General features: G+C 50.2%; 8 protein-coding genes. 5 read left to right on the top strand and 3 right to left on the bottom strand.

From position 1 onward, the window contains the following. The first annotated feature begins 117 nt into the window (after window positions 1–117). The 4 genes from HWI92_RS13090 to ppk1 all read left to right on the top strand — a co-directional run bounded on the left by HWI92_RS13090 (window position 118) and on the right by ppk1 (window position 6,459). Complete coding sequence (locus HWI92_RS13090) at window positions 118–1,806, top strand: hypothetical protein (RefSeq protein ID WP_204655754.1); 1,689 nt, start codon at window positions 118–120, stop codon at window positions 1,804–1,806. Next, window positions 1,803–2,015 (top strand): hypothetical protein, encoded by a 213-nt coding sequence (locus HWI92_RS13085; protein WP_204655753.1) that lies wholly within the window; start codon window positions 1,803–1,805, stop codon window positions 2,013–2,015. Before HWI92_RS13090 ends, HWI92_RS13085 begins: the two co-directional genes overlap by 4 nt. Continuing rightward, window positions 1,997–3,952, top strand: coding sequence for a DNA topoisomerase (ATP-hydrolyzing) subunit B (gene gyrB, locus HWI92_RS13080; RefSeq protein ID WP_204655751.1), 1,956 nt, complete (start codon window positions 1,997–1,999; stop codon window positions 3,950–3,952). The genes HWI92_RS13085 and gyrB overlap by 19 nt, the downstream gene beginning before the upstream one ends. 164 nt (window positions 3,953–4,116) lie before the next feature. Then, complete coding sequence (gene ppk1 / locus HWI92_RS13075; protein ID WP_204655749.1) at window positions 4,117–6,459, top strand: polyphosphate kinase 1; 2,343 nt, start codon at window positions 4,117–4,119, stop codon at window positions 6,457–6,459. Here ppk1 and HWI92_RS13070 read toward each other — a convergent pair. The 3 genes from HWI92_RS13070 to HWI92_RS13060 form a co-directional block, all read right to left on the bottom strand. Continuing rightward, window positions 6,447–8,918, bottom strand: coding sequence for a bifunctional UDP-N-acetylmuramoyl-tripeptide:D-alanyl-D-alanine ligase/alanine racemase (locus HWI92_RS13070; RefSeq protein WP_204655747.1), 2,472 nt, complete (start codon window positions 8,916–8,918; stop codon window positions 6,447–6,449). The two genes, ppk1 and HWI92_RS13070, sit on opposite strands and share 13 nt — an antisense overlap. A gap of 78 nt (window positions 8,919–8,996) precedes the next feature. After that, window positions 8,997–10,100, bottom strand: a complete 1,104-nt coding sequence (gene corA, locus HWI92_RS13065) for a magnesium/cobalt transporter CorA (protein ID WP_204655745.1) — start codon at window positions 10,098–10,100, stop codon at window positions 8,997–8,999. Window positions 10,101–10,125: 25 nt separating this feature from the next. Continuing rightward, complete coding sequence (locus HWI92_RS13060) at window positions 10,126–10,977, bottom strand: universal stress protein (RefSeq protein ID WP_204655743.1); 852 nt, start codon at window positions 10,975–10,977, stop codon at window positions 10,126–10,128. A gap of 366 nt (window positions 10,978–11,343) precedes the next feature. Here HWI92_RS13060 and HWI92_RS13055 point away from each other — a divergent pair, with 366 nt between their 5' ends. Further along, complete coding sequence (locus HWI92_RS13055; RefSeq protein WP_204655740.1) at window positions 11,344–12,744, top strand: dicarboxylate/amino acid:cation symporter; 1,401 nt, start codon at window positions 11,344–11,346, stop codon at window positions 12,742–12,744. Window positions 12,745–12,751: the final 7 nt, after the last annotated feature.

Genomic DNA, 12,751 nt, shown 5'->3' with positions numbered 1-12,751 from the left:
TTTCAATTTATTTCTACTGCCTGTGTGTATTTGTTGTCAGTTTTTGCAAAAACGGGTAATTTTCAGGAATGTGATTTCTGACTAAATTGTCCGTCCATACTATACGCACTCTTCTTTATGACCAGGACAATCTGCTATGCAGTGATCGTCATCGTTATTGCGCTGCACTTTGCCTATATCCTGCATTTCTCTGTAAACTTTCCTTATCTCGACGATTTTCTGCTGATTCAGTTTATTGAAGCGATCACGCGCGCCGATGCTTCGTTTGCAGATGTTCTCGGGGAGCTTTTCAAAACTTGCAATGATCATAAGCCGGTGATCCCGCGGCTGCTTTCCTGGCTGGACTTCGCTTTGACGGGGCACTTGCATTTCCGCTTTTATATCCTAGTCACCTCCCTTAACCTGCTGTATATCTTCGGCTTTTTTTACAGGTTGTTTGGTAAACTTGGCTTGCCCGTTTATTACTTTCTGCCGGTCCCTTTTATCTTTTTTCAGCCATTGTACCATGAAGTTTCCGGGTGGGCGCTCACCGGTCTTCAGCATTCATTCCTCACCGCGTTCCTCGTAACTGCTATCAGCCTGGCACAGCGTGACTCCATGCAGGCTTTTTACGGAGCAATGTGTTGCTGCTTGCTAGCGACCTATACCCATGGAAACGGCATTTTCTCATTCGCCGCGGTGGTTTGCTACTACGTTTGTATGAGAGATCTGGGGAAGGCCGGTGCAACAATGGGTTTTATGATGCTGGCGCTGGGCTTGTACCTGCTGGGCTATGAGCCGGGACAGGCTGCGCAGGCACCTTCGGGCGTGCTGCCCGTTTTGCTTTCATTCATTTGCTTCATTGGTTCCGGCCTGGCTCTCTGGAACGATCCTTCGTGGTGGGCGGGCATTGGCGGTGGTGTGGCGCTCACATTTATGCTGGTGACCTTCCGGTCTGTTTTAAAGAGAGAATATCGGCTGGTAAAGCCAGTGACTGCGTCGCTGCTGAGCATCTTCCTATTTATTTTGATTACCGGACTGGTGATTGCCACCGTACGATCCTGGGCAGGTACCATAGTGGCCAGCCGGTTTCAGCTTTATGGCGTCATGGTGATCATCCTTGTGTACCTGCTTGCCCTCGACCGTTTGCGCTGGCTTCGCAGGCCGCGCTTCGTGTATGGTGTTACGGCAGCATCCGTATGCTACTGCGTGTATGCCTACTACCTGTACACAGGTACTGTCGCCACCAAAAAAGCGGCGTATGAAGCTGATATTTATAATTGGAAAAACAATCACCGGATGTTTTCGGTAGACCGTTCCTTCATCCGGAATGCAGGATTTTACCTGCTGCCGGCCTGTCGCTCCGGGATCGTGCAGCTACCTGTGCCGCTGGTCAGTAAAAGTGAGCTGGAAAAACTGTTTGAGACACATGCTACCTCCCGTACAGCGTACCGCATTTACCTTTCTCACTGGAATATCCGGCGCCTGAAACCCGCTCTTCCGGACAGTATGGTGTATCACTTTGTAGCAAGCGACCTGCTTCCTGCATTCCCAGGACTACTCACCGAAAGGTTCCTCGTACTGCGCAGTTGCGGCCGGGGAAACATTTTTTTACTGCCTGCCATCCCCAAGGTCGAGGCGCGTAAAGTGATCGCTGCGACGGGCCGGTATTACAAGGGCGGCTTCAATACGATGCTGCGCACAGACGACCTGGATACCGGATGCTACGACCTGGGATTGCTTGATGTGGGCAGCAACGGAAAAAGAAACTTTTACCGCCTTGACAAGGCACTTGATGTAAAGGCAGGAAAACTCACACTCCTTTGAAATTGAAGGCATTTATAAACAATAATGATCCTGTTCAGCAGGCTGCCGCGTATCGGATTAGTAATATTTTGCAGGCGTGGAAAATGGCACATTTAATCACTTTCGGGGGAGGAATGCTGGTGAAAAATTTGTATCTTTACATGCTTAAAATGCGTAAAAAGGTTCTTTTTACCGGGGTAAAACAAATTGTATGTCAAACGAAACAGTAATTGAAGTAAATAGCTATTCAGCTGAAAATATCCAGGTTCTTGAAGGGTTGGAGGCCGTACGCAAGCGTCCGGCCATGTACATTGGCGATACGGGCTTCAAGGGAGTTCACCACCTGATCTGGGAAGTTGTTGACAACTCCATTGATGAGGCGATGGCTGGCTACTGTGATACCATCCATGTTACTATAGAAAAAAATAATTCAATTACTGTTCAGGATAATGGCCGGGGTATTCCTACCGGTATGCACCCCAAGGAAAAAAAGTCGGCACTGGAAGTTGTACTTACCGTTTTGCACGCCGGGGGTAAATTTGACAAGGATACTTACAAGGTTTCGGGAGGTTTGCACGGTGTGGGGGTATCCTGCGTTAATGCCCTGTCTATCCACCTGCGGGCAGAGGTACACCGGGAAGGAAAAGTGTTTGAGCAGGAGTTCAGCGAAGGCAAGCCTTTGTATCCGACCCGCGTGATCGGAGAGTCTGAAAAGACGGGTACTCTGATTCACTTTCTGCCCGACTCAACCATTTTCACGGTTACTGAATTCAAATATGAGACCGTAGCGGGACGCCTGCGTGAGTTGTCATACCTCAACAAAGGCATCCGCATTACACTGCAAGATAAACGGGAGGAAGACGAAGACGGTAAATTCCGGGGCGAGGAGTTTTACTCGCAAATTGGTCTGAAAGAGTTTGTGACCTACCTGGATGCTACCCGTCAGCCGCTTATTCCCGAGTCTATTTACATGGAAAATGACCGTGGCTCCATTCCGGTGGAGGTTGCGATGATGTACAATACGTCTTACAGCGAGAACGTATTTTCGTATGTCAATAATATCAATACCATTGAGGGCGGTACCCACGTGTCGGGTTTCCGTGCGGCCCTGACCAGAACGCTGAAAAACTACGCCGAAAAATCAGGAATCCTGGCCAAAGAAAAAGTCGAGATCAGCGGGGACGATTTCCGGGAGGGACTTACCGCTGTGATCAGCATTAAGGTGGCCGAGCCGCAGTTCGAAGGTCAGACCAAAACCAAGCTCGGTAACTCCGAGGTGACTGGCGCGGTAAGCCAGGTAGTAGCTGAAATGCTGGATACTTACCTGGACGAGCACCCCAAGGAAGCCAAAGTGATCATCGATAAAGTGATTCTGGCAGCCAAAGCCCGTATTGCAGCGAAAAAAGCGCGTGAAATGGTTCAGCGCAAGAACGTGCTCACAGGTACCGGCCTGCCCGGCAAGCTGTCCGACTGTTCTGAAACTGATCCCAATATCTGCGAGCTTTACCTGGTTGAAGGGGACTCTGCGGGTGGTACTGCCAAGCAGGGACGTAACCGCGCATTTCAGGCGATATTGCCACTCAGGGGTAAAATCCTGAATGTTGAAAAAGCCCAGGAGTACCGGATTTATGAAAATGAAGAGATCAAGAACATGTTTACCGCTATGGGAGTCCAGATCGGTAAGGATGGTGACGAGCGTGCATTGAACATTGACAAGCTGCGGTACCACAAGATCGTGATCATGACCGATGCCGACGTGGATGGAAGTCACATCCGTACCCTGATCCTGACTTTCTTCTTCCGGTACATGAAAATCCTGATTGATCACGGCTACATCTATATTGCCCAGCCACCGCTTTACCTTGTTCGCAAAGGCCGCGAAGAGCGCTATTGCTGGACCGAGCAGCAGCGTGAAGAAGCCGTGCGCGAGATTGGCGCCGGACGTGAGGATTCCGTGAATGTACAGCGTTACAAAGGTTTGGGTGAAATGAATGCCGAGCAACTTTGGGAAACTACAATGAATCCTGAGCGCCGCAGCCTTAAACAGGTTTCTGTGGAGTCCGCTGCCGAGGCCGATCACCTGTTCTCCATGCTGATGGGGGATGAAGTAGCCCCAAGGCGTGATTTTATTGAGAAAAATGCAAAATATGCACGTGTTGATGTATAGACATCTGACTGTTCGGAAATAAGGAGAAACGGATGGCTGGAAAACGGTCATCCGTTTCTTTTTTCCGGTCAAAATTTAACACAAACATCATCCGGCTGAAAACATTAGAATGTCTAGATTCGTTGAAATTTATAAACCATTGCCAAGACTAAATTGACCTGAGTATGCCAAGCCATGATTCTATAGACGGTGCCGAAAGAAAGGGCAGATTGACCAACTTCTTTTCCCTGTTCAAAAGTACCCGTGAACCTGCTCCTTCCGAAGAACCCAAAGCAGTTACCGCTACCGAAAAGGCCCACAACCAGGTTCAGCAAAGCGACCTGATCAGCCGGGACCTGAGCTGGATGAAGTTCAATGACCGTGTGCTGGACCAGGCTACCAATGAGGAACGTAACCTGTTTGACCGCCTGAAGTTCCTGGCGATCACTTCTTCCAACCTGGACGAATTTTTTACAATCCGGGTAGGCAGCCTTTACAATTACCTTGATTTCGGCAAGGAGCGACTTGATTACTCCGGCCTGCGCGAGATTCCTTTCCGCAAGGTACTGATGCGCGAAGTACAGGAGTTTGTCCGTCGCCAAAATGAGTGTTACCAGCGACAGCTGATGCCGCTTTTTGCAGCCCATGGCTTCCGGATCATCGACATGGGTGAGCTGGGTGATGAAGAGGAACAGGCAGTGGAGGAATATTTTGAACGTACGGTGTACCCGATGCTGACACCGATGCTCTTTGACTATACACACGCATTCCCGGTGCTGCTGGCCAAGGTACTGATCCTGGCGGTCACCACGCAGGTAAAAGGTACTACGCACGAAGAGGGGCGCAAGCTGTCATTTGTACAGCTGCCCGCCAACCTGCCGCGCTTTTTCGTGATTGAGCGGGAGCACGAGCTGCTTTTCCTGCCTATTGAAACCATTGTCAAAGAGCACATTGACAAGCTTTACAGGAATGTAGATATTATTTCCACCAACATTTTCAGGCTGATCCGTAATGGTGACTTTACCCTGGAAGAAAGCGACGATATCGAAGCCGACTTCGTAGATGAGATCAGGCAAAAAATCAAAAGTCGGCGGCTTGGTCGGATCGTACAGGTATCAGTCGAACCCGGCATCAACCCGGATTTGCTGCATCTGATCAAAAAGCGCTGGGAGATCGACGAGTATAATGTTTTTGAAATTGACGGGCTGATCGACTATACCGCGCTTTGGAGCATTATCAAGCACCCCGAGTTTAAAGACCAGCTGCCTTCCATCCATCCGCCGGTACCACCGCTCGGGCTAGACCGGGACAGGATACCCGATATTTTTGAAGTGATGCGGGAGCGGGATATCCTGCTGCACCATCCCTACAACAATTTTGAGCCGGTTTTGCAAATGCTCGAACAGGCGGCGGAAGATCCAAAAGTACTTTCGATTAAGCTGACAATTTACCGGCTTGCAAAAAATTCGCGCGTGACCCAGGCGCTGCTGAATGCTGCTGAAAATGGCAAGCACGTAGCAGTGTTATTTGAGATTAAGGCCAGGTTTGATGAGGAAAACAACATTCGTGAAGCCCAGCGTCTGCAAAAAGCGGGCTGCTTTGTCATTTACGGCATCGGTCTGCTGAAAACCCATACCAAGCTGCTCCTGATTGTCCGTAATGAAGGAAGCAGGGTGGCCAGGTATGCGCATTTGTCCAGCGGAAATTATAACGAGGACACCTCAAAATTGTATACCGACACCGGTTTGCTGACATCCAATGAAGAATATACCGAAGACATTTCGGAGTTTTTCAATGTTATCACCGGCCATTCCATACCGACCGAATACCAGAACCTGATCACCGCGCCCCGCTATATGCGCGACAAGCTGATCGAGCTGATCCGGAAAGAGGCCGAAAATGCACGTGCCGGTTTAAAAAGCGGCATTTGTATCAAAGTGAACTCACTGGAAGACCGGGAGACAATCCAGGAACTGTACGCAGCTTCGGAAGCCGGTGTGCCGATCCGGCTAATCATCAGAGGCATGTGCTGCCTGCGCCCGAAACGGGCAGGACTGAGCGAGAATATCACCGTAAGATCGCTCGTGGGCGACTTCCTGGAACACTCCCGCATCTTTTATTTTCACCAAAATGGACAACCACTGGTATATGGCGGCAGTGCAGATGCCATGGTAAGAAGTTTTGACAAACGGATTGAGTCACTCTTTAAGCTGGTGGATCCGCGGGTACGCCAGCAGGCGATCCACATCCTGTATTACAGCCTCAAAGACAATGTGAATGCCTACGAACTGCAGGAAGACGGTACCTATCTCAAATGCGAAATGTCCGAAGATGGCGAGGTACTGAATGTGCACAAGGCATTTTTCAATGTTACCCTGAGCGAAGTAATGGCTACCCATCTTTTTGTAGAAGAAGAGCAGCCCGCGTCCAAATGCGATGTTCCTGTGCTGGAATCACTGGAAGAAAATACGGAAGTTCAGGAAAAATCAGAAGCAACCCCGGAGTCTGGGCACGATCACTCTTTGTAAAATACCCTTTTTACCCGGTCACCGATCCCCGTCAGGATTTCATACGGAATGGTATGGATCTCCCGGGCCAGCTCGGTGATCGGCATTTCTTTTCCGAATACAATTACTTCGTCGCCTTCCGCAGCAGAAACGCCTGTAACATCAATCATGGTCATATCCATGCAGATGTTCCCTACGGTAGGGCAGGGCGTACCATTCACCCACACCTTCCCGATTCCATTGCCAAGCCGGCGATCGTAGCCGTCGGCATACCCGATGGCGATGGTAGCAATGGCGGCATTATGATCGAGCACACCTTTACGGCTATAACCTACCGTTTCGCCAGCTTTAAGGTGTTTGATTTGCGAGATAATGGTTTTGAGCGTACCCACCGGTTGCAATGCATCCTGCTCGCGGCCGGTAGCCTCTACACCATATAACCCGATGCCGAGCCGTACCATATCCATCCGGTATTCGGGAAAGCGCACAATGCCTGCCGAATTAAGAATATGGCGCAGGGGCATGTAGCCCAATGTTTTTTCAAGCCGCGCAGTCCACCGGCTGAAATGGGCAAACTGCTCCCGCGAAAATTCATTGTGCACACCTTCGTCTGCCCCTACCAGATGCGAGAAAACAGATGCCACCTTCAATGCAGGGCAGCTTTCTAGCTTGGCTTCCAGCCAGTCGAGGTCATTTTCCACGAACCCGAGCCGGTGCATCCCGGTGTCCAGTTTGAGGTGTATCGGAGGGAGATTCAATCCTGCTTTGTTCTCCCCAATGTACTCAATCCACTCTTCCAGCACCTGCCGGCTGTAAATTTCAGGTTCGAGCTGGTAGCTGATCAGGAGGTCGAAGGTGGAAGGGGATGCATTCATAACCATAACTGGCAGGTTAATCCCGTTCTGGCGAAGTGCCACACCCTCGTCTGCATACGCCACACCCAGGTAATCTACCCGATGGTACTGCAGCAATGCAGCCACTTCCGTACTGCCGCTGCCATATGCAAATGCTTTGACCATTACCATCACCCTGGTGCCGGAAGCCTTTTGGGAGCGGTAGAAGTTAAGATTATGTACCAGTGCATCGAGGTTGATTTCCAGCACGGTACCATGCGCTTTCTGTTGGAGCCGGTGAATGATTTTTTCAAATGAAAAAGGACGTGCTCCCTTTACAAGTACCAGATTGTCGGATATAGACGAAAAGTTGAAGCTTTGCAGAAATGCGTCCGTACCCGGATAAAATTCCTTGAAAGGAATGTCAAAAAGCTCCTGCTGGCTGCTGATCTCCGGCCCGATCCCGACAATCCGGTGGATTCCTTTTTCGGCCAGTAGCTTCCCAATGGTCCGGTACAGCTCTGCCGGCGTCTGCCCGGTTTGCAGTACGTCCGACAGGATGACGGTTTTCCGCGCATGCTGCTCCTGCTGCACAAGAAAGTTCAGCGCCATGGTCAGCCCCTGCAGGTCATTGTTATAAGTATCGTCAATGATGTGGCTGTGGTGAATGCCCTCTTTCAGTTCAAGACGCATGGAGACGGGCTTCAGCAATGCAATGCGCTGGGAAATTACCTCGGCCTTCACTCCGAAATCGAGCATAAAGACGATGCAGTGGGTAAGGTTTTCCAGCGAAGCCTCGTCTTTGAAACCGGTATGGAACCGGTGCACGCCAAGCTTTCCTGAAAGTGCAATGGTCGCGCCGGTTTGATCCGGTTCAAAGCGCACGGTTACGTCGGCTGCGGTAGCGGTAGCCCAGCTTAAAGCCTGCAGAAATGCATTGACAGGCTGTAAAATCAACACAATTTCCTGGTCTACCTGGGTATAGTCTTTCCGGTAAATGAGCTTGCGTACTTTGGTAAACAGGCGCAGTTTTTCGGTGATTTTCTGCTTGTTACTGCGGAAGCCATCATTGTGGGCGCTGCCGATATTGGTAAAAATACCTGTCGTAGGCTGCATGACAGGTTGCAGGTATTCCATTTCATGGGCCTGAGAGATCCCGGCCTCGAATATCCCCAGCGTATGCTCCGGCCCCATGTTCCAGACAGACAGCGGTACGCCGATCTGCGAATTATAGCTTTTCGGACTGGCCACGATCCGCTGATCGGGGGATAGAAGCTGCACAAGCCATTCTTTGACAATCGTTTTACCATTACTTCCCGCAATTCCGACCACCGGGATATGGAAGCTCCGGCGCCGCTGCGCTACCAGCTGCTGCATAGCCCGGATTGCAGACGGCACTACATATAGCTCCGCATCGGTCCAGGCTGCTGCCTGCTCCTGCAATTCGGCTGTCCATGAGGCTTCTTCCAGCACAAACTCCCGCACACCTTTGTCATACAGTTCCTGCACATATTGGTGTCCGTCATGACGGGCGCCTTTGATCGCGAAAAAAATGCTTTGTTCAGGAAAAGAAAGCTGGCGGCTGTCGGTAAGCAGGTAAGTGGCCTTGGTAGCAATGGTTTGCGGGTAGTATCCTGTAATGCTCATTTCAAAATGCATTTTGAGAGCACAAAGGTATCAATCCACACAGATGATCAGGACGAAAAGTGGAATTATTGCCGGCCGCTACATCCACTTTTTTGATTTAAAATAAAGGATCAGCGCAACCGTGACCACCGCCATCACTCCCCACACATAGAAGTACCCGTACCGGGAATGCAGCTCGGGCATGTTGTCGAAATTCATCCCGTACACACCCACGATAAAGGTCAGCGGCATAAATACGGCTGAAAAAATCGTCAGCGTTTTCATTACCGAATTCATCCGGTTGCTGATGGTCGACAAATGCACGTCCACCAGGCTTGCTACGAGCTCGCGGTACGAATCAATGGTGTCGATCACCTGCATTACATGGTCATAAAGATCGCGGTAGTACGGTATGATGTCTTTGCTGAGCATGGTATTGTCTTCCCGGATCAGCTGGTTGATCATGTCCCGTACCGGCCAGATCAGCCTGCGCGCCACTGTCAGCTCGCGTTTCAATGCGTACAGGTCTTTGAGCGAAAAATCATCCGCCCTGCTGATTACCTCATCTTCAGTTTTGTCCAGCGCGTCGCCGAGTTGTTCGAGCACGATGAAGTAATTGTCGATCACAATGTCGAGCAACGCAAAAAGCAGGTAGTCGGGGCCGTGGCGGCGCGTTTTGCCGGCAGAAGCTTCGAGCCGGGTCAGTACCGGGCTGAAAATATCATTGGTGAGCTCTTCCTGGAAAGAAAGCAGGTAGTCGGTGCCAAGCACAAAGCTGACATGCTCAGGGCTGATGCAAATGGGCGAAGACGACTCCACATGCAGCATTTTGAGTGTGATAAAAAGGTAGCCTGCATCATAAAATTCCAGCTTGGGCTTGTGCTCGGTATTGACCACATCTTCCAGCAGCAGCGGATGCAGATGATAAAGTTGTCCCAGCTTCTCGATCAGGCCGGTCTCGTGGATCCCGTCAACGTCCAGCCAGGTAGTAACTTTTTCGCCATTCTGCGCGGGCAGACATTCTTTCAATGATTTTACAAGCTCATTGGAAACACCATTTTCATTATACCGGATGCGCCGCACCTTGGTTTTCATCTCTACCTCGGGCCCGATGTATGTCAGCGTACCGGGTGAGGTCAGCAGGTTTTTGCGCTTGTAACGTTTGCGTTTGCCGACGTGTGTTTTCAGTTCATTTTGCTCCATAATGCATTGGTGTCAGGCACATTGCCTATTTCAGATGAAAAACGAGCAATGGAATATGGGTATCCACGATCAGCTTTTTTGTCACCGAAGGATTAATCAGAAACTCTTCTATGAACGATCTTTCGCGGGCGGACATAATCAGCAGGTCGGCCCGGGTTTCGTCACAATAATCTTCGATGCCATCGAGCGCGTGTTTTGCGGTACGAACCACAATATCTGCATCCGTAATCGCAAATTCAGACTTGATCTCATTGATGTACTGGTTGTCGGGCTGAATGTTGGGCTGGTGCTCGGCCTGTACTTTCAGCAGCGTAAGCCTGGCACCCAGGTAGTTCATGAGCACATACACCTCTTTCAGGATATCGGTTTCGTCGTACTCGAACTGTGTGGCATACACGACGTTCAGAAATTTGCGCGGCGTTGCCTGGGGCGGGATAACCATAACCGGACAAGCCGAATGCATCGCAAGCTGGGTTGCCGAGGTGCCGATCAGCTTGTCCAGAAAGCCGCCTGTGCCGGTGCGGCCAATGATGATCATGTTCGGCTTGTACTCGGCAGCGGCGTCTTCCACAGCGGATTGCAGTGACCCGAGTACCCACAGCGCCTCGGCCTGGTAACCCTCAGCCCTGAGCTCGGCCGTATATTGTTCAAGTTTTTTCTTGAACTCGTCTTCCAGGTCATTGGTGAGGGAAAGGAAATCGGGCGTGGCAATGCCCGGCATCATGTTGCCCGGCCTAACATTCACGTCGGCTATGTAAGGCTCGTAGGCATGGAGTACGAGCAGTTCGGTTTGTCCCGGTTCAGCCAAAATTTTGGCTGCGGCAAGCGCATGCACGGCGTTTTCCGAAAAATCTATCGGTATAAGAATTCTGTTCATAGCAGAAGCGGATTAGAATGGACCCTGTGGATTCCCAACATATCAAATTTAGCTGCTGAAACCAAGGCGCGTCCTGGTTTTAACAAAAACATCACAAGCCTGGTCAGCCAGCCTGCCCGTACAAAGGCGAAAATTCTATGCCCGTAGCTGAGATAGTGGTTACACCAGCTTTGCATTTATTTTTATTTAAACAGAAATAAATTTCTTCTGATTACGCATTTGCCATATAATAGTAAAATAGTATCTGCATAAAGTACTTTTTAATTTTGAAAGTAAGTGTAAATGCCTATTGCCGGGTTACTGTGCTTAAATTGATTTTTCATAAGTTTACATCTGTCATAGAACAGACTCACCTTAAAGATTTATATGAAGAGCAAGATTACCGTCATCAATTTCGCCCTCGTCACGATTGCAGCCATTACTACCGTACTCAGCGCTTACGACATCGTGCCCATAGACGGAAATGTGCTGCTCGGGCTGCGCTGGCTGGCATTGGCCGGGCTGATCATTTACGCGGTGATCAAAAAAAATCTTACTACCTCCATTCTGGTTTCCATGCTGGTAGGAACCGAGATCGGGTACGATTTTCCAAAGCTCGGTACCGAGCTGCATTTCCTGCGGCAGATCTTCCTGCAGATGATCAAAACGGTGATTGCGCCCCTGCTTTTTGCAACGCTCGTAACAGGTATAGCGGGCCACTCGGACCTGAAACAAGTAGGCCGTATGGGCTGGAAATCACTTCTTTACTTTGAAGTGGTTACTACTTTTGCACTGATTATCGGCTTGCTTTTTGCCAACTGGTTTCAGCCGGGTGCGGGCATTATTCCCCCGGAAACGCTCAATGCGGCCCTGCCCAAAGTGGAGCAGAAAGGATGGCAGGAAATTATCACTCACTCTTTTCCCGAAAACATCGCCAAATCCATCTACCACGGTGAAGTATTGCAGATTGTGGTATTCAGCGTATTGTTCGGAATCAGCCTTGCATTGCTGCCTGCCGGCAAAAAGGAGCGTTTTGTACATGGTGTGGAGCTGCTGGCCGAGGTAATGTTCAAATTTACCAAGATCATCATGCTTTTTGCGCCCATCGGCGTGGGAGCTGCCATCGCGGAAACGGTGGGTCATATGGGCATTGACGTTCTGAGAAACCTGGCTTTGCTGCTGGCTACGCTGTACTGTGCATTGTTTGTATTTATTCTGGTGGTCTTTGTGCCGGTTGCTTTGATCGCGCGTATTCCGGTATTCAAGTTTGCAAAAACCATTCTGGAACCCGTCTCCATCGCGTTTTCTACCACCAGCTCCGAGGCTGCATTACCCAAAGCCATGGAAAAAATGGAGAAGTTTGGTGTACCCCGCCAAATCGTATCCTTTGTCATGCCGACGGGTTATAGCTTCAATCTTGACGGTTCGACCCTTTACCTTGCCTTAGCAACGGTGTTCGTGGCCCAGGCTACCGGCACTGAAATGTCGTGGGGGCAGCAGCTGTCCATGGTTTTTCTACTAATGCTTACCAGCAAGGGGGTAGCGGGTATTCCGCGGGCCACACTGGTGATCCTGCTCGGCGCCATCGCCAACTTCGGTATGCCCGAGTGGCCGGTATTGCTGATTATGGGTATTGATGAGCTGATGGATATGGCCCGTACTTCGGTCAATGTGACGGGTAACTGCCTGGCTACGGCTGTGATCGCACGCTGGGAAGGCGAGCTCGATGATACCAAAATGCATGCGGAAGATGTGGCCGAAGACGAGCCGGTAATTACAGAAGTATAGTTGTTTT

Source organism: Dyadobacter sandarakinus (assembly GCF_016894445.1).
GTDB classification, from domain to species: domain Bacteria; phylum Bacteroidota; class Bacteroidia; order Cytophagales; family Spirosomataceae; genus Dyadobacter; species Dyadobacter sandarakinus.
Note: the sequence above shows the minus strand (reverse complement) of the source record. Positions and strands in the feature narration are given on the sequence as shown.

Coding starts and splice junctions, on each gene's coding strand:
- HWI92_RS13060 (WP_204655743.1), bottom strand. CDS start 10,977: ATGAACAGAATTCTTATACCGATAGATTTTTCGGAAAACGCCGTGCAT.
- ppk1 (WP_204655749.1), top strand. CDS start 4,117: ATGCCAAGCCATGATTCTATAGACGGTGCCGAAAGAAAGGGCAGATTG.
- HWI92_RS13090 (WP_204655754.1), top strand. CDS start 118: ATGACCAGGACAATCTGCTATGCAGTGATCGTCATCGTTATTGCGCTG.
- HWI92_RS13070 (WP_204655747.1), bottom strand. CDS start 8,918: ATGAGCATTACAGGATACTACCCGCAAACCATTGCTACCAAGGCCACT.
- corA (WP_204655745.1), bottom strand. CDS start 10,100: ATGGAGCAAAATGAACTGAAAACACACGTCGGCAAACGCAAACGTTAC.
- gyrB (WP_204655751.1), top strand. CDS start 1,997: ATGTCAAACGAAACAGTAATTGAAGTAAATAGCTATTCAGCTGAAAAT.
- HWI92_RS13055 (WP_204655740.1), top strand. CDS start 11,344: ATGAAGAGCAAGATTACCGTCATCAATTTCGCCCTCGTCACGATTGCA.